The organism is Acinetobacter sp. YH12049, from assembly GCF_013419875.1.
GTDB lineage: Bacteria > Pseudomonadota > Gammaproteobacteria > Pseudomonadales > Moraxellaceae > Acinetobacter > Acinetobacter amyesii.
The window spans coordinates 48,751-69,431 of record NZ_VOZH01000001.1; the positions used below are offsets into that span (position 1 = coordinate 48,751).

Sequence of the window (20,681 nt, forward strand, 5' to 3'; positions counted from 1 at the left end):
CACATGCTAAAGACAATCCATTGGTTCATGATTACGATTTTTATCGGCGAAACCTTTATTTTTAATTCAGTTCGGAATCATTCTTCAACTTAGCTTTTCTTGTCACAACTAAGCCGCAGAGAACCACCAATGTCGTAACACCTAAAGATAATGAAGTTTCATAACTGTAGGCTGGAGATAAAAACATATAGATCAGCACACTTAAGATCACCAAAATGACTGCCCATGTCAGCCATGGAAATAGCCACATTTTAAACGCAACCTCAGTTCCATTTTTTTCGATTTGTGTTCTCAATTTAAGCTGTGAAAATGCAATCACTAAATAAACCAATAAGGCAATTGAACCTGTTGTAGACAGTAAAAATCCAAATACTTGGCCTGGAAATAAATAATTGACTGCACAGCAAATTAAGCCCACTACAGACGATGCAAATACAGCAATAGCAGGTACACCAGAGGCATTAATAGATGTGACCCATTGAGGTGCTTCTTTGCGTGTCCCCAATGAAAATAACATCCTTGATGAACTATAAAGTGCGGCATTCATACAACTTGCAACCGCAATAAAGACCACACTATCAATAATCAATTTTGATTGTGGGATATTTAAGCTGACCAAGACATACTGGAAGGTGCCTAATTGTTGTAATTGCGGTGAACGCCAATCAACCAATGCAACCGTTATAAAAATTGAAACCACAAAAAATAAGATGACCCGATACAATACTAAATTGGTTGCACGTTTAATTTTTTGTTCAGGATCTTTTGATTCTGCTGCAGCGATCGATAGTATTTCTACACCAAAGAATGAAAATGCTGAAATCAATATTGCTGAAAGTACACCACCCAGACCATTTGGCATAAATCCATCATTTTTAAACAGATTTTCTACACCACTCACTTCAGGTGCTAATGGCCAAAATCCAAATATTGCGGTGAGTCCAATGGCGATAAAAATTACAATAGCCAAGACTTTTATCAGAGAAAACCAAAATTCAAACTCACCAAAACTTCGAGTACTAAAAAAGTTCGCTAAACTGAGAAGCACAATAAAGAATGTCGCAAATACAGCACTTGATATTGAAGGAAACCATGCATGCAGAATTTCTGCACCAGCGATTGCTTCAATTGGAATAACTAAAACCCAAAACCACCAATATAACCATCCGATGGTAAAGCCCGCCCAAGGCCCAATGGCTTTTCTTGCATAGGTTGAAAATGAGCCGGTGTCAGGTTGAGCTACAGCCATTTCTCCCAACATTCGCATGACTAAAAAAACCAATATACTGGTAATTATATAAGCAAGAACGGCGGCAGGCCCTGCTTTTGCAATCGCAGCAGATGATCCAACAAACAGTCCAGCACCAATTACACCACCAATACTGATCATTGTAATATGCCGATTAGATAGCCCTGCACCCAGTTTTGCAGTTGAATTATGTGTGGCTAAGCTATCATCATGCATCGATTAGATTCCCTGTCTGCACGGTCAGTCGTACAAATCATTATTTCCAAGATCATTAGGAATAAAAAAGGGAAAACGCTGTGTTCTCCCTTGTTTTGTAACAATTTAATCTAGAAAATGAGTTTTTCATAGTTCTAATCAAAACTTTAAGATGCAGCTTAATACCATTTTTTCATCTAATTCACTGTTATTACTTATATAATTTATATTTATTTAAAAACTTATTTGACCATTTTCTAGATACAAAATATGGGCTTTTAAATAATCTAACTCATCGCCATGATGCGTAACATATATCATCGGCAGCGCCAACTGTTCTTTCACCGTGTTTAAAAATGGCAATATTTGATCTTTCAGCCTGCGGTCCAGTCCTGTCAGCGGTTCATCTAACAGCAGTAAGTCAGGCTGTGACAGCAATGCGCGTCCTATGGAAACGCGCTGCGCCTCACCGCCAGAAAGTTCATGCGCCCGCCGTTTGAGCAGTGGCTGTAACTCAAGCAGATTAGTCACTTGCTCAAATTTAAATTTCGCATTTTCCTGAGCGTCTAAGTTCTCCGCATATTGTAAATTTTGCTGCACATTCATATGCGGGAAAAGCCATGCCTTTTGAAAAATCAGCGCTATATGGCGTTTATGCATCGGCACGTTAATCTTCTGCGCCGTATCGAACACATCACGCTGATTCAGCGAAATAAACCCTTGCTGCGGCTGCAGCAAACCAACCAAATTTTTCAGCAGCGTAGATTTCCCACTACCTGATGGCCCCATAATGCCCAGCAGCTGATCCTGCATCTGCAGCCGAGCCTGCAACTTAAAATCGGTGTATTGAAACTGAAAATCACACTGAAGCATGGTCGGCTCCGAGTTTTCGCTGATAGCGCTGTAAAATATAATAATTGGCAATCAATGCGCCAAAAGCCGCCAGCAATGAAAGGATCACTAAACGCATTGCGGCCTCTTCACCATTTGGCTGCTGTATCAGCGAATAAATGGCGATAGGAATGGTTCGGGTTTCATCTGGAATATTGCCGACAAAGGTAATGGTTGCGCCAAACTCACCTAGACTTCGGCTAAAGCCTAAAATGCTGCCAATTAAAATCCCTGGTAAAGCCAGCGGCAGGCTGATTGAGACAAATACCCGTAAAGGATGTGCGCCTAGTGAGCCTGCAACCTGCTCAAGCTGTTGATTGATCATTTGAAAAGACAAACGGATCGGCTGCACAATCAGCGGAAATGACACAATCATCGATGCTAAAACGGCGCCTTTCCAATTAAAAACCAGCTGAATTCCCCATTCAATTAGCATCTTGCCGATCCAGCCATTTGAACCAAACAGCACCAATAGCAAATATCCTAGAACCACCGGCGGCAGCACCATTGGCATTTGTAAAAGTGCTTCGACCAAAAATTTTAAATGAAACTCATAGCGCGCCAAAACCCATGCCAGCCCTATAGCAAATGGTAAGCAAAATACAGTGGCGCAAATGGCAACCTTAGCCGACAGATACAAGGCGCTCCACTCTTCAGGGCTTAGCATGCTTTAGCCCTTCACACCAAAGCCATAATTCTTAAACAGCATTTTGCTTTGCGCATGGTCTTTAAGATAACGGTAAAACTTCACGGCCTCAGGTTTAGCTGCGCCTTGCTGTGTTAAAGCCAATGGGTAAATGATGGGTTGATGGGTATGGTTTGGAAAAATCCCGGCTATTTTAACTTTAGAACTGATCATCGCATCGGTACGATAAACAATCCCCGCTTGGCACTCACCTCGTTCGACAAAAGCCAAAGCCGATCGTACATCATCTGTCCCGACAATCCTTCCATTCAAACTTGATAGCCAGCCCAACTTGGTTAGGCTTTGTTTGGCATATTTTCCAGCAGGTACAGACTCCATTTGCCCTGTACATAAGTGACCTTTGAATGCCTTGGCAAAATTAAACTGCGGCACGGCTTTAAATTGCATATTCACCGCTTTAGGCGTAATCAGCACCAAATCATTGCTTAGCATGTTGAATACTTGCTTTGCAGGTATTTTCTGTTTTTGCACCAAATAATTCATCCAGTCCACATCTGCTGAAAAATACAAATCACTTGGCGCACCGGCTTCAATCTGTTTGGCTAAAGCAGATGACGCGCCAAATACCGGTACAATTTTGATGTCTGGATTCTGTGCCTGATATTGCTTTGCAATATCGCTGATAGCATTGCTTAAACTGGCTGCAGCATAAATTTTGACTATTTCCGCCTGAGATACGCCAGCAATGAAGCTCAGTCCTACTGCTAAAATAAATTTGAATCGCATAGCAAACTCCTAATGCTGAATAAATACGCCTTGAAGAATTTGTCCTGCTTGCACAGACTGCCCTGCAGGAATCCGAACAATGCAATTGGCTTGCATTAAATTGCTCAACATATGCGACTGCTGTTTAGACAGGCTGGTTAGTTGAAGCTTGCCTTGCTTATCAAAGTGCGCCGACATTCTTAAAAACCGCTCACGTGCATCTGCTTTTAGGTCATGTGTCATGACTGCGCTGAACCAGTCCAGCGCAGGTGTTTGACCTTGTAGGGCTTTCAATAATCTATCTGTATAAATTTGCATGCCGACATAGACTGCAGCGGGGTTGCCCGGCAGTCCGAGTAAATAACAGGAACTGCTGTCAGGACGTCGATATTGTGCAAACAGCATCGGTTTGCCGGGTTTTTGTTTCACTTTCCAGAAAATTTGCTGAAAACCGATGTCCAAGGCTGCCGGCCGAACAAAATCATAATCACCGACAGATACGCCGCCAGTCGTTAAAATTAAATCAAAGCTGTCTTTTAAACGGTTGAATAAATCTAAAACCGCCTGTTTTTCATCTGCAATATGAATCACTTCAACTTGGACGTGCTGCGACTGAAACCATACTAAAATCAGCGGCGCATTGGCATCAAATATTTTACCTGCACGATAATCTTCTATATTTTGTGCAACTTCATCACCTGTAATGACCACCGCAACTTTAGGGTAAGCGTAGACCTCACAATGAGAAATACCTGCCATACTCAGTGCTGCAATTGCGCCCACAGAAAGTTTTTGGCCTTTTCTTGCCAATATTTGACCCTCTGAGAATTCCTCACCTGCATCACGAATATCCGCATGCTTATTTAAAACTGAAGTCAATTCAATTTGCTGTGCATCCGCTTTCACAATTTCTTGCCGTGCTACTGTAGTCGTGCCTTCAGGAATCGGCGCGCCAGTAAATATACGGACAGCTTGGCCTGCTTTTAAAATAGTTTCAGCCGTTTGCCCTGCGCGGATTTCTCCAATGAGCTCAAATTGCGTACCTGCTTTAATTTCACCCGCCGCGCAAATGGCATAGCCGTCTACAGCGCTTTGAGCAAATAAGGGCAGCTGAATTTGTGAATGCACATCTGCCGCCAAATAACGGCCTAAAGCGTGTTGAAGTTCCAAAGTTTCATGCGCCAAACTTTGCGTATGTGTCTGAATCAGCGCAAGAGCCTCGTCAACTGAAATCAGTCCAGCCTCAGCACCGCAGCCTGTATGCAATACAGCTTGGTTCATTGATAGCCTCCTGCATGCGGAATATTCTTCTGCACATCAAATAGATGTACCAAGGCAGGTAAAATGGCAATAAGTGATTCTTTTGCGCCTTGTCTGCTGCCCGGCAATGTAATGACAAGGCTGTTATCTATATAGCCCGCAACACCACGGCTAAGCGCAGCATAAGGCGTGCGTTTTTGACCAAAACTGCGTGAAGCCTCCATCAAACCCGGAATTTCACGTTTTAACAGCGGCTGTATCGTTTCTACAGTTAAATCTTTTGGCCCTAAACCCGTACCGCCAACCGTCAATATCAGCGGGTATTGATTTTTTTGCTGCTCAATCAAGGCAAGCAGTTGTTCAGGACTGTCTGGTATCACTTGATAGCTGATATTGCTGAAGTTTGCTTCTTCCAATATTTCGAGGACATTTTGCCCAGCGGTATCCGGTTTTTTACCAGCTGCAACTGTATCTGAAAGCACAATAATTGATGCCGATAAGCTTTCTTTAAGCACACGAGTAAAATGTGATTTACCGCCTTTTTTCTTTTGCAGTTTTACCTGATCTAGGCACAAATTCTCTGGTTCACAGTGCGGTTTAAGCATGTCATACAGCGTTAAACCCGCAAGGCTGACAGCAGTTAAAGCTTCCATTTCCACACCCGTTGGGCCAATGGTTTCAACCACTGCGCTAATTTCAACATGCGCCTCAAACAATTCATATTCAACATCTGCACGGTAGATTGGCAGCGGATGACAGAGCGGAATCAGTTCATCGGTACGTTTAGCCCCTAAAATACCCGCAATACGTGCAGTTTTCAGCGCATCGCCTTTTTCTGTATTGCCATTACGCAGCAGTTCAATGCAATGTGGCGGTGCATGCAGTATTCCAGTTGCAATGGCTGTACGGTAACTTTCCGCTTTCATGCCCACATTTTTCATTGCTTTATCCTTATTTTGTTCATTTTCAGCTGTAATATTGAAAATATTGAATTTTGGGTTTTATAAATGCCATTGGTAAATATTGGCGTTCAAATGCATGGTCTGGCTATTTTGATGTGAATGTTCGCATGACTCGCTATGAACATGAGCATGCTTCGTTTCGTGATCTGCCACTTCAGGCGCGTGATCCTTACGAATACAGCAGCCCTCTACATATTGACTGCTGCCATCCATATAAAACTCTTCTTTCCAAACAGGCACTTCATGCTTTACACGTTCAACCGCTTCTTCGCAGGCTGCAAAAGCTTCACGGCGGTGCGGTGCATAAGCCATAGCAATAATTGCAGTATCACCAATATCTAAACTGCCAATACGATGCACAACCCGTACATATGACACGTCGTATTTGGCTTGAATTTCCTGTTCAATTTGTCGGATCATTTTCTCAGCCACAGGCGCATAAGCTGTATATTTCAGGGCTTTTACCGCTTTGCCTTCATGGTGATTACGAACCGCGCCAATAAATACTCCGATACCGCCGCATTCAGGAAATGCCTCAATGCTGTCAAAATCAGCTTGGCTGAATACCGTATCTTGTATGCGTGAAATATGCTTGAGCTCCATATTCAGCCTCCCGCTACAGGTGACAGCAGCACAACGGTGCTGTCCTGCACCAATGCGGTTTGTCTTGGTACAATATCTTCCCCAATGGCACAGGCGCAGCGTTCAAGCATGCTGAATGACTCCGGAAATTGATCTGTAACTTGCTGTAAAACCTCTGCAATTGATTGCTGTGCCAAGCAAGTCAGACTTAAATTCGCTGGCAGCAGGCGTTCAATAGCGCCAAAAGATTCTATTTTGATGGTGATCTGACTCATCATTAGCCTCCAATCATATGCATGCTGATTTTTCTAGATGGACTGGATTGAGCTGTTATGGCATGAAAGCCTTGCTCCTTCTGCCAAATATAACTGCCTAATTTTTGCTGCAAAGCCATTGCATCGAGCGGCATTAACTCTGTTGTTTTACTGCTTTTCAGCTGCTGAATTTCATGACTGAGATTTAAACCTTTTCGGGCAAACAGGCAGTTAAAAAACTCGCCTTGCGCATTCAGTCTTAGACGGTCGCAGCTGCCGCAAAAAGAATTGCTGATGGTTGAAATAATACCTATAGGCAAGCCGTTGATTAAGTAAGATCTGGCTGGTGACGCACCTTGACCGTGCAATGTTTGCACGTCAAAAACAGTCTTGAGTTTATCCAGTATGTCTTGTTCGGTAACGACCGCAGCTTTAGACCAGTTTTGATCACCATCCAGCGGCATAAACTCGATAAACCGCAGTTCGAAACCTTGTTGCAGCGCCCATTTTGTTAATGGAATGATTTGCTGTTCATTTAGACCTTTCATTAACACAGCATTGATTTTTATTTCAAAGCCCGCTTGCTGAGCAGCTTCAATCCCGTCTAATACAGGCTGTAATTGTTTTTGTGTCAGCTGGAAAAATTGCGCTTCATCCAAACTGTCCAAGCTGATATTTATGCCATCTAGGCCAGCTTGTTTTAGGGCCTGTGCATATTGCTTCAGATAATGCGCATTGGTGGTCATGGAAATACGTTTAAGGCCTAGCTTTCTGAGCTGCTGCAGCTGTTCAATAAAATGTACAACGCCTTGACGCATAAGAGGTTCACCGCCGGTGATCCGGATTTGATCAATCCCGCGCAGCACCATAAACTCACAAAAATTGTAAAGGGATTCAAAACTAAGAAGATTATGTTTTTTCATCCATTCAGGATGTTCAGGCATACAATAGACACATTTAAAATTACAGCGGTCTGTCACTGAAATGCGCAATTTGCGTTTTTCACGGCCAAACTGATCCTTAAAAATGGTCACTGGCTGTAATTGTGTCATGCTGTTCATGTTTATCTTCCATGGCGTTGTCATTTGCCCTGACTTTGCACAGTACAAATTTTGCGCCCTCTTTTCTTGCAGTAAAAATTGCAAGAAGTGTTCCAACTTTGCGCTTTTTTGAATATTTTTACAGGTTCTTTAGTTCTTATGTTTTAATCAACAATATCAATAATTTATGTTCATTTGATCAACATCAAAAACACAAATTGACGTTAAGACACCGATCAGTAGGACAAAAGCAGGTAGCTTTATCGCTAAATAAATTAGCAACGATCTTTTTTATTGACTCAAAACAGTACATCAAATTCATCAATTCAAATGAAAGCTCAGCAAAAGGTACAGCTTTTAGAGAAAATTCAGCTGACGGTACTGCTGCAGCTCATCCAAAGAATTAATACTGTGAAAAAAGAGTGCATGGTTCTGAAAACGTGCAATTTGCATGTGCATTTCGGCAAAACAGCCTTTTAAACTGCGCTGTTTTTGATCAAGATGCGCCTGCAATGTTGCGAGACTGCTTCGTTTCAGCAAGCAAAATGGATACAGTACTTTACCATTAATTTCCACAACAGCCACTTCACACATGGGATGCCGCTGCATGGCCTGATGCAATCTAGAAAGCACTTTCTTCGGGATATAGGTCACATCGCACGGGACAAACAAAACATAATCAGACTGTACATGTGACCACGCGCTTTTAATGCCCATCAACGGACCTAAAAAACCTGCTTCATCATCTTTATACAATTTTATTGAAGGAATCATGCATTCATAGATTGAATGGTCACGATGGCTGTTGATCCAGACATTTTCAACCCGTGATTTCAACTGCTGATGGATCTTAATCAGCTGAATTTCATTATCAAATTTTTGCAGCACTTTATTCATTCCGTTCATTCTGCGGGACTGACCGCCCGCCAAAATGACTAAGTCTGTTTCTGGATAGCCTACTGATTTGGTGATTTTCTTCATCATTCTGCGTACTCCGTCTGACAGGCTTTAATCAAACCCCGTATTTCTGCTAAGCACGAACCGCAATTACCGCCGGCTTTTAAACATGCTGTGACTTGTTTTTCATGGCTAATATTCTTTTCTTTAATGGTTTCGATAATGGTATTTTTGCCGACTTTAAAGCAGCTGCACACCAGCGGACCTGCACTGTTGGTCATATTCATTGGCTGACCTGCCAGCAGCGCTTTGCGGTGCATTGCGCTCAGCCGTTCACGCTTAAACATGCCTGCAATCCAATCACGATCAGGCAGCAATGCTCTAGGCGCAATATACAAGCTTGCAATCAGATGACCGTCTTGCAGAACCACAGAATGGCTTAAATGTGCCGTTTGATCCTCTAAATTCAGCCATTCAAATGATTCGTCAGTAAATGGCAGCAAGTTTTTCAGCTGCTGCGCTGTAGTGCTGAATTTTTGACGGTTTGCAAGTTCATAGCGAGTAGCTTTTGCTGTGGTGACTTTAGTCCACCAAATCGTATTTTGAATGGTAGATTGCACAATGTGTTCAAAGCCCTGACGCACGTACAGCACGCCTTGCCACTGTGTATAAAACGGCTGCACAAATACAGGTGTGTGTTTAAACTCAGGTTCGCCTGAAAGCGCATCAACCACAGGGTTAACCACTTTACCAATTCTCGCATCGGACGCTACCTGATCATTCCAATGAATTGGCGCAAAAACTTGTCCACGGCGTATATTGCTGCTGACTTGTGCACGTAAGATGCACAGTCCCCAATTGGATTTAACTTCAACCAATTCGCCATCTTTGACACCAAACTTCAAGGCATCTTGCGGATGAATTTCACAATACGGCTCTGCACGATGCGTACTTAAGTTTGCCGACAAACCTGTACGGCTCATAGTATGCCATTGGTCACGAATACGGCCTGTGTTTAAAATTAAAGGATATTCGCCACAGACCTGATGCACAGGGTTAATTGCGGCTGTCGCCACAAATTTAGCTTTGGCATCCGCATGGCTGAATTGGCCTTGGGCAAACAAACGGCTAACAGCATCATCGGCTTGATCAGCTTGCCATACAGGCCATTGGGTTGGCGCAAATTGGTTATAATCTTCTAAACTTAATTCAGTTAGGCCTTGAAGATTAAAATAACGAAAATGCTCTGCCGAAGCTCTTTGCGCTAAGGGTACATTTTTATACGCAGATAATTTTGCATGTTCTATAAATATCTCATGACTATTTTTAAAGTCAAAACCTGAAAACCCCATTTTTTTCGCAATTTGCGCTATCGCCCACCAGTCTGCTTTAGCTTCACCCGGAGCATCTAAAAATGCAGTTTGACGTGAAATACGGCGTTCAGAGTTGGTAACGGTTCCGTCTTTTTCACCCCAGCCTAAAGCTGGTAAAAGCACATCTGCATATACCGTTGTGTCAGTGTCCTTGCAGATATCTGACACCACTACAAACTCACATTGTTCAAGTGCACGTTTGACTTGATCCGCATCTGGCAAGCTAACGACAGGATTTGTCGCCACAATCCAAATGGCTTTAATTTTTCCGCTTTCGACAGCTTGAAATAAATCGACTGCTTTTAACCCAGCCTTGTTGGCAATATGAGGACTTTGCCAAAACTCTTGTACTAATGCCTGATGCGCTCTGTTATCGAGGTCTAAATGTGCCGCCAGCATATTGGCTAAGCCACCAACTTCACGGCCACCCATCGCGTTCGGCTGTCCTGTCATGGAAAATGGCGCTGCGCCTAATTTGCCAATTTTTCCAGTCAGCAAATGACAATTGATAATGCTATTGGCTTTGTCCACACCACGTGAAGACTGATTGACGCCCATAGAAAATAGGCTCATGACCTTTTCTGTTTTGGCAAATTTTTCAAAGAAAATATTTAATTTTTCTAATAAAATACCTGTGCGTTCTGCAACAGCTTCAATAGATGCTTCTGATTCACTTTGTTGCAAAGCCTGAGCTAAACCTTGTGTATGACTCGCTATAAATTCAAGATCGCTATAATTATTTTTAACTAAGTACTGAAGTAAGCCGTTAAACAATGCAACGTCTTGGCCAGGTAAAATTGGCAAGTGCAAATCTGCAGCTTCACATGTACTGGTAAAACGCGGATCTATCACGACAACAAATAAATCACGTTCTTCTTTGGCTTTCATTATGCGCTGATACAGCACTGGATGGCACCAAGCAGTATTAGAACCCACCAAAACAACCATGTCAGTGTGTTCAAAGTCTTCATAGCTTGCTGGTACAAGATCTTCACCAAATGCACGCTTATGTGCCGCCACAGCCGATGACATGCAAAGCCGTGAATTGGTGTCAATATTTGCAGTACCTAAATAGCCTTTGACAAATTTGTTAACGGCATAGTAATCCTCCGTCAGCAGTTGGCCCGACACATAAAAAGCGATGCTTTCACGTCCGTAAAGATCTATACATTGCTGAAATTTTTCGGCAATCAGTGCTGTTGCTGTGTTCCAATCAGTAGCCTGACGAGTATGAAATGGTGATGTTTGACGCCCAAGCATCGGCTGTAAAACACGTGTTTCTAATCCAATCGTATCGGCTAAGTTACTGCCTTTAATGCACAGCTTGCCATAGTTTGATGGATGGTTCGCATCGCCAGTCACGCTCACTTTTTGCCCTAAAGCTGTCTGTTCAACTGTTGCGCTCACGCCGCAGCCGACACCGCAATATGGACAAGTGGTTTGCGTTATTTTAATTTTATTTTCTGTGGAGCTATGCAGTTCCACTATCGGGATGCTATTCACTTCTGCTGGCTCCTTTTCCAAACTTTTTTAAACACTTAACACGCTCGAATCGGTGTCTTTTCATTTACGTTTATATTTAAAGGTCAACATTCGGTTCGACCTACTTTTCTTTCGGGAAAAGTAGGCAAAACCATTGTCATCCGCTGAACTCGTCCACTACCGGCTTCTAACAGATGTATTGCAAATACATGACTATTCATCTGCAATCCTGCCTTAAACAACAGCGGATGACGTTATCGCGTATCCAATGACGATTTAAATCTTGTATCTTTTTTTATCAGGGCGATTCCGTTACCCTGCTTTCTTTAATGCAAAATCCTTACCAAACAGCAATTTGTTTCGGATGCTTGAAATTGGAGTTTGATCTGAAATCAATTCTGCATACCATGCACCGTCTTCAGTATCGCCAAACAGCACAGCGCCAATCACTCTATCTTTTTGAATAATAATGCGTTTATAAATCTGACGCTTTTCATCATTCAAAATAATGTCTTCAAAATCATCCTGCGGTTCAAAGTTGCCAGCTGAAAATACATCACAGCCGCTGACTTTTAACTGCGTCGGAACCGTGGGCGCTTTGAAGGTTAAACTGCCATGTTCGGCCAGATGCGATGCACAAATGAATGCCTGTCCCCAAAGCGGTTCAACTAAACCGAAAGTTTGGCTGCGGTGTTCTATGCATTCACCCACCGCATAAATACTCGGGTCAAAGGTTTGCATGGTGTCATTCACCATCACACCGCGGCCGCAGCGCAGTCCTGCACTTTGTGCCAATGCAATATTTGGGCGAATACCGACTGCAAACACGACAAGATCTGCAGCTAATACCGTGCCATCCTGCAAACGTAATTGTGTCACATGACCATCTTGCCCAATCAACTCTTGGGTATTCGCTGCAGTCAAAATACGAATGCCTTTTTGCTCAATCGCTGATTTCAGCATCAGGCTGGCTTTTTCATCCAGCTGACGGTCCATAATACGGTCCATCAAATGCAGTACAGTAACATTCATGCCACGCTGTTTCAGGCCATAAGCTGCTTCTAGCCCTAATAAACCGCCGCCAATCACCACTGCATTTTTCTTCGTTTTGCAGTAGTCCAGCATTTTGTTGACATCATAAATATCACGGAAGCTTAAAACGCCTTTGAAGTCAGTTCCCGGTATTGGTGGAATAAACGGCTTAGAACCTGTTGCTAAAATCAGACGGTCATAATCGATGACCAAGCCTTTTTCTGTGTATACCTGCTTGCGCGGACGGTCTATGCGTACCGCCGCATCACCTGCTACAAAACGGATATTTTTGTCTTTATACCAAGCATGTGAATGCAGCATGATATCTTCAATGGTTTTATCACCTGAAAGCACAGGTGAAAGCATAATTCGGTTGTAATTACCCCAAGGTTCTTCACCAATGACCGTAATTTCATAACGCTCTGGCGCCATATCCAGCAGATCTTCTAAACAACGCATACCTGCTAAGCCATTGCCGACCAAAACCAGTTTCATCAACTCAGACGATGGCGCGTTATTGGTAATATAGGTTTTTTGAGCAGTTGGACTAATCAGCACACGGCCATTTTCAATTTTGCTTGGAAAAACCAAGAGTTTTTGGTCTTTATCTTCTAAGCAGCGTCCAGTAGCAAGGCTGAAATGCTGTTTATAAATGGGTGATGCCACAACACGCTCACCCTGCAAGTCACCAATAATACCGCGGGACATAACATAGGCTTGGCTAAATGGGTCCTGATTGCTCAGCGCATAAACCCGCTTTTCTTCACCGACACGGAATATCGCAATTTGCTGATTTTCAATCAGTGCGCCCACACCTGTATTTGGCGTAATATCATCTAATGCACAAACATCAAACCAGTCTAAATCATTTATTTCTTTTAAAATTGTCATATTCTTGATCCTTTTTAAACTTCTTTTAGATCACTATCTTTTCATTTTCGCCTTAGCGAGAAACCGAATAAGGATGTAAATCAAATAAAAGAAGTTTTAAATTAGTTATTCTCTTAAGCTTCAACCACTGGAATGCGTGTCGTATCGCGTTCAGCTTCTGTTTTGGGTCTGATTTGACCGCGAACGGATGCAAACTGAATATGCGGATCATTTTGCTGTTCTGCTTTTGCATTCACGAAAGTCACAAAGCGTTTACGTACTTCAGGATCTTCTACAGCAGTACGCCATTCATCTTGATATGTACCCACAACATGGCTCATACGGCGTTCAAGTTCAGCAGCTACGCCAAGCGAATCATTCACAACGACATCTTTCAGGTAATCTAAACCGCCTTCCATGTTGTCGCGCCATACAGAAGTACGCTGCAAACGGTCTGCTGTTTGAATGTAGAACATAAAGAAACGGTCAATGTATTTGATCAATGTTTGCGTATCTAAGTCTGATGCCAAAAGCTCTGCGTGACGCGGCTTCATACCGCCGTTGCCGCATACATAAAGGTTCCAGCCTTTTTCAGTCGCAATCACGCCAACATCTTTACTTTGCGCTTCAGCACATTCACGGGTACAGCCTGATACTGCCATTTTCAATTTATGCGGTGAACGCAGGCCTTTGTAGCGGTTTTCTAGGAAAATCACCAAACCCACAGAGTCGTCTACGCCATAGCGGCACCAAGTACTGCCGACACATGATTTCACTGTACGCAATGATTTACCGTATGCATGACCAGACTCAAAACCTGCAGCAATCAATTTTTCCCAAATTTCAGGCAACTGATGCACTTGTGCACCAAACATATCGACACGCTGACCACCTGTCAGTTTGGTATATAGACCATATTCTTTCGCAATTTGACCTACGGCAATTAATCCATCCGGAGTAACTTCACCGCCTGCCATACGTGGCACGACTGAATAAGAGCCGTCTTTTTGTATGTTGCCTAGGTAGTAGTCATTACTGTCTTGCAAGCCCGCATGGCTTGGTTTAAGTACAAAGTCATTCCAGCATGACGCTAGGATATTGGCTGCCGTCGGTTTACAGATATCACAGCCTAAACCATGGCCATGCTGTTGAATCAGGTCATCAAAGGTTTTGATTTCGTTCACACGTACCAAGTGATAGAGCTCTTGGCGTGAATAAGCAAAGTGTTCACATAAATGGTTATTTACAGTTACACCTTGACGCTGAAGCTCCGATTTAAGTACTTGAGTGACTAATGGCGCACAGCCGCCGCAAGCTGTTGCAGCTTTAGTACATTTTTTCAATGCGCCTAAAGAAGTCGATCCGTCAGCAATGGCTGAACAAATATCTGCTTTAGAGACGTTGTTACATGAACAAATCGTTGCGCTGTCTGGCAGCAGATCGACACCGCTTCCGCCCGATTTACCTGCAGATTGTGCATAGCCAGGCATGATTAGGCTTTCTGGGCTTTCAGGAACGTCTAAGCCATTCAGCATCATTTGCAGCAGGTCATTGTATTCTTTAGCACAGCCCACCAATACTGCACCTAGCAGCTTAGTTTTCTCTGCATTCACGACAATTTTTTTATAAACCTGAGCTGCTTCATCTGCATAGAAATAACTTAAAGAATTTGGTGTCATTGCATGCGCATCGCCTACAGATGCAACATCAACTCCCATCAGTTTCAGCTTGGTGCTCATATCTGCACCAGCGAAAAGCGTGCAGTTTTGTTCCATCACATGCTTTGCTGCAATACGCGCCATGTCATAGCCCGGCGCAACCAGGCCATAAATTTTATTTTGCCAAAGCGCACATTCACCAATGGCATAAATGTCAGGGTTTGAAGTTTGGCAATAGTCATTAATCGCAATACCGCCACGTTCACCAATCGCTAGACCGCTTTGGCGCGCTAATTCATCGCGCGGGCGGATACCTGCAGAGAATAAGATGATGTCGGTTTCCAGTTCAGAACCATCACCAAACTTCATTACATGCTTCGCATTTGCACCGTCTTCAATGCAAGATGTTGCTTTTTGCGTATGGACTTTAACACCTAGATTTTCAATTTTTGAGCGTAAAACTTTACCGCCTAGATCATCAATCTGAACTGCCATTAAGCGTGGTGCAAATTCAACAACATGGGTTTCTAAGTTTAAATCACGCAGCGCTTTTGCTGCTTCCAGACCCAATAAACCGCCGCCGATCACCACACCTGTTTTAGCATTCAAGCTTGCGGCACGGATGGCATCCAAGTCTTCAATGGTACGGTACACAAAGCAGTTTTCACGTTCATTGCCTGGAATTGGTGGCACAAAAGCGTATGAACCTGTTGCGAGCACTAGCTTATCAAAAGAAAGAATATCACCGTGATTGGTTGTGACCGTTTTATTGCGCTGATCAATTTCAACCGCTTTGGTGCTCAGGCGTAAATCTATACCGTATGCATCGGCAAAGTCGCTGCGGCACAGGGTTAAGTCTTTCGCTGACTTGCTGCTGAAGTATTCAGTTAAATGCACACGGTCATAAGCAAGACGCGGCTCTTCAGCTAAAATGGTTAATTCAACATCATCACCTGCGTGTTCCAGTACAGATTCGATAAACTTGTGGCCAACCATGCCATGTCCAATCATGATGATTTTCATATTCTTACTCCGCAATTTTTTTTTGTTTGCCCCTAAAGCGCTATGTTTTGTTTAGAGGCAACTTTCAGTATTAGTTTTGAGCTTCAGCTAAATTTCGTTCATTTACAGCTTGTTCAAATAGGCGCTGTTCTTTTTCTTTATGCTCTACAGAGAAGCGGATCATCAGTACACAGCTTGCAGCGATAACCACTAGACCGCCCAACACCATAAGCGTGGTTTGAATATCCAGCATGCCTTTAAGCAAGAAGCCTGCAGCCACTGCACCTACGTTACCGCCTGCACCGATAATGCCTGCCACGCCGCCTAAAGCATCACGGTCAATGAATGGCACCAGCGCATAGGTAGCACCGCACGCCATATGTGTGAAGAGCGCAAAGACTGTCATTGCAAGGATTGCAAGCACTGCAGTATTCATTTGTGAGAAGACAATCAGGAATAAGCCTTCTAGCAGAATCATGGCAAATAACACTTTGGTACGGCCATCCAAGCCTTTTTTAGTCGCTACTTTGTCCGAAACAATGCCGCCAAGCGCACGAGCAAACAATGCAAGCAAACCAAAGATACCTGCTGCCATACCCGCCTCTTTTAATCCAAAGCTGAAATGGTCGACGTAGTACATTGCTACAATGTTGTGAATAAAGATTTCAATACCGAAACAAGCTGCGTAAGCGCCAAATAGAATCCATACACGGTAATTGCGTGCTGCATGCATTAGAATTGCCAAGCCGCCTTTTTTGTCACTGCCAACACTGATGCCTTGTTCGCGAAGTTCTTTAAAGTTGCCTTGCGGACAGTCTTGTGTGAACTTCCAGTAAAGCGCACCAACAATCAGCATCATCACACCGGGTACAATCAGCGCAATACGCCAGCCCATCGCTTGCTCTACACCAAACATAACGAGTGCGCCAAGCAGTAAAGGCATAAGGGCTTGAGTTGCACCGCCGCCTGCATTGCCCCAGCCTGCTGTTGCAGCATTGGCTGTACCCACAACATTAGGCGCAAACATAATGCTTGTATGGTATTGAGTGATGACGAAGCTTGCGCCAATCGCGCCGATCAGCAAGCGGAAGAAAAGAAAGGATTCATAGCTGCTCGCAGAAGCGACACCAAAGACTGGAATACTGCCGATGATTAATAAAGCTGTATAGGTTTTACGCGGGCCATATTTATCACATAAAGGACCAACGATCAGACGGACTAAAATCGTGATCGCAACAGCGGCAATATTAATATTGGCAATTTGATCTTTCGTGAGGTGAAATTCGCCAGCAATCACTGGCATCAACGGTGCACAGGCAAACCATGCAAAGAAGCAAACAAAGAATGCGAGCCAACTCATGTGGAAGGCCCGCATTGCTGCTGAAGAAAAATTAAATAGACTTATTTTTGTGGCTTTTTTGGCATTTAAATTTGAAGACATAACCTTCTCCTGACTGAACTGAACGCATGAATTACTCGGTTATGTCGCTAACACATAACAGAGTCGATCAGAACGGACGTCGTTGGCCGTCTAACAAATTTTTAGAGTCTTCTTTGACTCAATAAGTATTAAGCACGATACGTGCCAAGTTTTTATTTCAATCGTAAATTTCATCTCTATATTTAAGCATTGAGCACCGATCTATCCGAAAATAAGCGAATTAAGGTAAATAGATAGTCAATATGCCTATAGAGATGCGGCTGAATGTTCAAACGTGGTTCAGCCCTGCACAAGATCAGTGCACGGAAATGGTTCAATTTTAAAATGTGCATATAACCAAGCTAAAATTTAGAAGCAGATTTATATTTTGTATTGTCTTAAAATTTGGCATTTAAATTGCTTAGAAAACTCAATACGTATTTGTTTGGCTCTGTCTGAGCGTTTGCATGCCAAAACTAAAAATAGCCCTAATTGATGATGATCAAGAACGCGCTGAATTTATTCAAGCCTCATTAATTCAACATGACTTTGATGTGGTCGCCAGTTTCATGATTGATCATTTAAATATGTCATATCTGCAAAATATTCAGGCAGATGTGATTTTATTGGATATGGATCATCCACATCGCGATGTCATTGAAAGCTGTGTCAGCCAATTTGACTTACCGACTGTTCTGTTCACTAAAAATTCGAGTCTTGAAATCATCCGAAGCGCGATTGATGCGGGTGTCACGGCATATATTGTCGATGGTATTGACCCTGCACGTTTGAATAGCATTTTAGAAATTTCGATTGAACAATATAAAAAGCATAAAAAACTGCTGAATGATTTGGCTGAAACCAAGTGCAAATTGGCCGATCGAAAAGATATTGAAAAAGCCAAAGTGCTTTTAATACAAATGCATGGTTTAACCGAAGATCAAGCATTTAATTTGCTGAGAAAAAATGCCATGAGTCACCGTATGACGATGGGTGAAATGGCGCGCCGACTGCTTGATGCGCAAGCGCTGTTACAGTCTCAATTTAAGGAATAAACCATGCAAAAGCTTGAAAAAACTGATATTCAATTGGGCTATATTCCTTTACTTGACTGTGTTGCTTTGCTCTGGGCAGAACATCAAGGGTATTTTGCTGAACAAGGCTTGAATGTCACACTAACTCAAGAACCGTCTTGGGCAAGTTTACGTGACCGTCTAGCTTTTGGTTTTTTAGATGCAGCACACTGTTTATCGGCCATGCTGCCTGCGTCTGTGACGGGCAAAGACCATCTCGGCATCCCCTTACAAACCTCACTAACGCTCAGTACCAATTGCGCTTATATTAGTCTGAGTCAAAAGCTCTACTATGAATTAAAGATCCATGCATTAGATCTACCAATTAATTCAGCAGAGAAAATCGTATCTGCGATAAAGCAGAATCAAAAGATTCAGTTGGCGCATGTTTTTCAGCATTCGATTCATCATTATATTTTAAGAGAATGGTTGGCACTTGCCGACACAGAACTCGCTCAAACGCAGACCTTTTCAACTCTACCACCGCCTTATATGGTGGAAGCAATATCAACGCAACGAATTGATGGATTCTGTGTCGGAGAGCCGTGGAATACGCAATCTGAAATACAAGGCTATAGTCGTATCATCGTCAATAGCCAAGATATTATTGAGCCTATACCAGATAAGGTTTTGGCTTTTACTCATGATTGGGCAGAAAAACATCCCAATACCTTAAAGGCGATCAATCTTGCCATCCAAAAAGCACAAAACGATCTACTTCAACAAACACATTTCTCAGAAATATTTTCTTTGTTAAAACAATATCACATCATCCGTTTTGATTGTTCTGAGCAGATTCACGTCGAGGCTTTTCATCGGATCAAAAGCATCATTCAAAATTTTGGCAAGACCCAAGCGCCACAAACTTCAGACTTTGAATGGATGATTCAAAAAATGCAGCAATACGATCAATTAAATATTGAAGATGAAAAGGTTTTTGAAATAGCACAATCTTGTATTTATCAGGATGCTTTGGGCTAAATTTGTTGATGTTCCATAAGACTCTATCATTGAACAGCGGATCTTATGCAGCATTGATCATGAAACCTTAATTTAGTTATGCATCTGCATCGATAGCGCGTAAGTCGATATTTTCTTCAACGAAGACTTCACGAATGCAATCCAGTATCTTTGGAATGTAATTACTATGATCCATATTGCGTACCGACAAAGAGATTGGACTATAGGCTTCCAAATCTAAGATTGGGATGTACATCAAATTTTGCATGCCAATATCACTGGCACTTTCAGGAATCAAGGAAATGCCCTCTCCCGACGCCACTAAGCCCAAAGCCATATGAATTTCACGCACTTCGGTTAAATGTTTAGGTACAAGTCCTAATTCGGTAAATATCGATTGAATGAGCGTGGAAAAATTCGGTTTCGGTGTCGTTGGATAGGCAAAAATGGGTTCATCTAAAATTTGAGAAAGATAAATGCCTTTGTCTTTAAATTCAGCCAAATGATGATTTTTATGAATAGCTAAACGTAGCGCTTCTTTTCGTAATAAAACACGTTTAATAGACGGATCTGTTAATCGAAGTCGTCCAAAACCAATATCAATTCGACCGGTTTTTAAGGCTTCAATCTGGTCGCGTGTACCACATTCTATGAGTTCAACATGAATATCTGGGTTGCGTTGTCGAAATAAATAAATAATTTGTGGCAATAATGCGTATAAAAGCGAACTGACATAACCAATGCGGACAGTTTTATCGACGGCATTAATCCGCTGTGCCATGGTTGTGGCCTGGGCGGTATGCGTCAATATCTGCACAGCATGCTCATAAAAAAACATACCTGCTTCTGTGGTTTTCACGGGTCTAGAACCACGCTCAAACAACGTAATCCCCAGCTCTTCTTCAAGTTTTTGAATTTGGCGGCTCAAAGGTGGCTGAGCAATACATAATTTTTCTGCTGCCTTGGTAATACTTTGCTCTTCAACCACGGTGACAAAGTAACGTAAGTGCCTTAATTCCATTTATATACCTTTTAAGTATCTAAAAATACCAAAATCGCTCTAGTTAAAG

General features: G+C 42.6%; 18 protein-coding genes. 3 read left to right on the forward strand and 15 right to left on the reverse strand.

Annotated features, from left to right (window positions below):
* Positions 1-61: 61 nt before the first annotated feature.
* From FTU05_RS00210 to moaA, 9 genes are all read right to left on the reverse strand, one after another.
* Positions 62-1,465 (reverse strand): amino acid permease, encoded by a 1,404-nt coding sequence (locus FTU05_RS00210; RefSeq protein ID WP_180106084.1) that lies wholly within the window; start codon positions 1,463-1,465, stop codon positions 62-64.
* A 213-nt stretch (positions 1,466-1,678) separates the two neighbouring features.
* The gene (locus FTU05_RS00215; protein ID WP_180163873.1) at positions 1,679-2,317 is read right to left on the reverse strand and encodes an ATP-binding cassette domain-containing protein; all 639 of its coding nucleotides are present in this window, start codon (positions 2,315-2,317) and stop codon (positions 1,679-1,681) included.
* Complete coding sequence (gene modB, locus FTU05_RS00220; protein ID WP_180114681.1) at positions 2,304-3,002, reverse strand: molybdate ABC transporter permease subunit; 699 nt, start codon at positions 3,000-3,002, stop codon at positions 2,304-2,306. The genes FTU05_RS00215 and modB overlap by 14 nt, the downstream gene beginning before the upstream one ends.
* Positions 3,003-3,005: 3 nt before the next feature.
* Entirely contained in the window at positions 3,006-3,767 is a 762-nt protein-coding gene (modA, locus tag FTU05_RS00225; RefSeq protein ID WP_180163874.1) for a molybdate ABC transporter substrate-binding protein, read from the reverse strand.
* 9 nt (positions 3,768-3,776) lie between these two features.
* Entirely contained in the window at positions 3,777-5,027 is a 1,251-nt protein-coding gene (locus tag FTU05_RS00230; protein WP_180082471.1) for a molybdopterin molybdotransferase MoeA, read from the reverse strand.
* On the reverse strand, positions 5,024-5,947 hold the full coding sequence (gene moaCB, locus FTU05_RS00235) for a bifunctional molybdenum cofactor biosynthesis protein MoaC/MoaB (RefSeq protein ID WP_180054741.1): 924 nt from the start codon (positions 5,945-5,947) through the stop codon (positions 5,024-5,026). Before moaCB ends, FTU05_RS00230 begins: the two co-directional genes overlap by 4 nt.
* Positions 5,948-6,007: 60 nt before the next feature.
* A complete protein-coding gene (locus FTU05_RS00240; protein WP_180004420.1) occupies positions 6,008-6,571 on the reverse strand; it encodes a molybdenum cofactor biosynthesis protein MoaE in 564 nt (187 codons plus the stop codon).
* A 2-nt stretch (positions 6,572-6,573) separates the two neighbouring features.
* Entirely contained in the window at positions 6,574-6,825 is a 252-nt protein-coding gene (locus tag FTU05_RS00245) for a MoaD/ThiS family protein (RefSeq protein WP_180021849.1), read from the reverse strand.
* A gap of 2 nt (positions 6,826-6,827) precedes the next feature.
* Positions 6,828-7,865, reverse strand: coding sequence for a GTP 3',8-cyclase MoaA (moaA, locus tag FTU05_RS00250; RefSeq protein ID WP_180106089.1), 1,038 nt, complete (start codon positions 7,863-7,865; stop codon positions 6,828-6,830).
* 11 nt (positions 7,866-7,876) lie between these two features.
* Between moaA and FTU05_RS00255 the strand changes: the two genes are divergently transcribed.
* Complete coding sequence (locus tag FTU05_RS00255) at positions 7,877-8,251, forward strand: hypothetical protein (protein ID WP_180106090.1); 375 nt, start codon at positions 7,877-7,879, stop codon at positions 8,249-8,251.
* Here FTU05_RS00255 and FTU05_RS00260 read toward each other — a convergent pair.
* From FTU05_RS00260 to FTU05_RS00280, 5 genes are all read right to left on the reverse strand, one after another.
* Positions 8,202-8,825 (reverse strand): molybdenum cofactor guanylyltransferase, encoded by a 624-nt coding sequence (locus FTU05_RS00260; protein ID WP_373685244.1) that lies wholly within the window; start codon positions 8,823-8,825, stop codon positions 8,202-8,204. The two genes, FTU05_RS00255 and FTU05_RS00260, sit on opposite strands and share 50 nt — an antisense overlap.
* The gene (locus FTU05_RS00265) at positions 8,825-11,617 is read right to left on the reverse strand and encodes a nitrate reductase (protein WP_180163876.1); all 2,793 of its coding nucleotides are present in this window, start codon (positions 11,615-11,617) and stop codon (positions 8,825-8,827) included. The genes FTU05_RS00260 and FTU05_RS00265 overlap by 1 nt, the downstream gene beginning before the upstream one ends.
* A gap of 291 nt (positions 11,618-11,908) precedes the next feature.
* The gene (gene nirD / locus FTU05_RS00270) at positions 11,909-13,519 is read right to left on the reverse strand and encodes a nitrite reductase small subunit NirD (RefSeq protein WP_180027000.1); all 1,611 of its coding nucleotides are present in this window, start codon (positions 13,517-13,519) and stop codon (positions 11,909-11,911) included.
* A 113-nt stretch (positions 13,520-13,632) separates the two neighbouring features.
* The gene (gene nirB, locus FTU05_RS00275; protein ID WP_218953180.1) at positions 13,633-16,179 is read right to left on the reverse strand and encodes a nitrite reductase large subunit NirB; all 2,547 of its coding nucleotides are present in this window, start codon (positions 16,177-16,179) and stop codon (positions 13,633-13,635) included.
* 70 nt (positions 16,180-16,249) lie between these two features.
* Positions 16,250-17,599, reverse strand: coding sequence for an MFS transporter (locus FTU05_RS00280; protein WP_180009439.1), 1,350 nt, complete (start codon positions 17,597-17,599; stop codon positions 16,250-16,252).
* Positions 17,600-18,045: 446 nt separating this feature from the next.
* Here FTU05_RS00280 and FTU05_RS00285 point away from each other — a divergent pair, with 446 nt between their 5' ends.
* Positions 18,046-18,633 (forward strand): ANTAR domain-containing response regulator, encoded by a 588-nt coding sequence (locus FTU05_RS00285; protein ID WP_078190882.1) that lies wholly within the window; start codon positions 18,046-18,048, stop codon positions 18,631-18,633.
* Positions 18,634-18,636: 3 nt separating this feature from the next.
* Positions 18,637-19,632, forward strand: a complete 996-nt coding sequence (locus FTU05_RS00290; protein ID WP_180106093.1) for an ABC transporter substrate-binding protein — start codon at positions 18,637-18,639, stop codon at positions 19,630-19,632.
* A gap of 76 nt (positions 19,633-19,708) precedes the next feature.
* On the opposite strand, the gene catM is transcribed toward FTU05_RS00290, so the two are convergent.
* On the reverse strand, positions 19,709-20,632 hold the full coding sequence (gene catM / locus FTU05_RS00295; RefSeq protein ID WP_180106094.1) for a cis,cis-muconate-binding transcription regulator CatM: 924 nt from the start codon (positions 20,630-20,632) through the stop codon (positions 19,709-19,711).
* Positions 20,633-20,681: the final 49 nt, after the last annotated feature.

Coding starts and splice junctions, on each gene's coding strand:
- FTU05_RS00210 (WP_180106084.1), bottom strand. CDS start 1,465: ATGCATGATGATAGCTTAGCCACACATAATTCAACTGCAAAACTGGGT.
- FTU05_RS00215 (WP_180163873.1), bottom strand. CDS start 2,317: ATGCTTCAGTGTGATTTTCAGTTTCAATACACCGATTTTAAGTTGCAG.
- modB (WP_180114681.1), bottom strand. CDS start 3,002: ATGCTAAGCCCTGAAGAGTGGAGCGCCTTGTATCTGTCGGCTAAGGTT.
- modA (WP_180163874.1), bottom strand. CDS start 3,767: ATGCGATTCAAATTTATTTTAGCAGTAGGACTGAGCTTCATTGCTGGC.
- FTU05_RS00230 (WP_180082471.1), bottom strand. CDS start 5,027: ATGAACCAAGCTGTATTGCATACAGGCTGCGGTGCTGAGGCTGGACTG.
- moaCB (WP_180054741.1), bottom strand. CDS start 5,947: ATGAAAAATGTGGGCATGAAAGCGGAAAGTTACCGTACAGCCATTGCA.
- FTU05_RS00240 (WP_180004420.1), bottom strand. CDS start 6,571: ATGGAGCTCAAGCATATTTCACGCATACAAGATACGGTATTCAGCCAA.
- FTU05_RS00245 (WP_180021849.1), bottom strand. CDS start 6,825: ATGAGTCAGATCACCATCAAAATAGAATCTTTTGGCGCTATTGAACGC.
- moaA (WP_180106089.1), bottom strand. CDS start 7,865: ATGAACAGCATGACACAATTACAGCCAGTGACCATTTTTAAGGATCAG.
- FTU05_RS00255 (WP_180106090.1), top strand. CDS start 7,877: ATGGCGTTGTCATTTGCCCTGACTTTGCACAGTACAAATTTTGCGCCC.
- FTU05_RS00260 (WP_373685244.1), bottom strand. CDS start 8,825: ATGAAGAAAATCACCAAATCAGTAGGCTATCCAGAAACAGACTTAGTC.
- nirD (WP_180027000.1), bottom strand. CDS start 13,519: ATGACAATTTTAAAAGAAATAAATGATTTAGACTGGTTTGATGTTTGT.
- nirB (WP_218953180.1), bottom strand. CDS start 16,179: ATGAAAATCATCATGATTGGACATGGCATGGTTGGCCACAAGTTTATC.
- FTU05_RS00280 (WP_180009439.1), bottom strand. CDS start 17,599: ATGTCTTCAAATTTAAATGCCAAAAAAGCCACAAAAATAAGTCTATTT.
- FTU05_RS00285 (WP_078190882.1), top strand. CDS start 18,046: ATGCCAAAACTAAAAATAGCCCTAATTGATGATGATCAAGAACGCGCT.
- FTU05_RS00290 (WP_180106093.1), top strand. CDS start 18,637: ATGCAAAAGCTTGAAAAAACTGATATTCAATTGGGCTATATTCCTTTA.
- catM (WP_180106094.1), bottom strand. CDS start 20,632: ATGGAATTAAGGCACTTACGTTACTTTGTCACCGTGGTTGAAGAGCAA.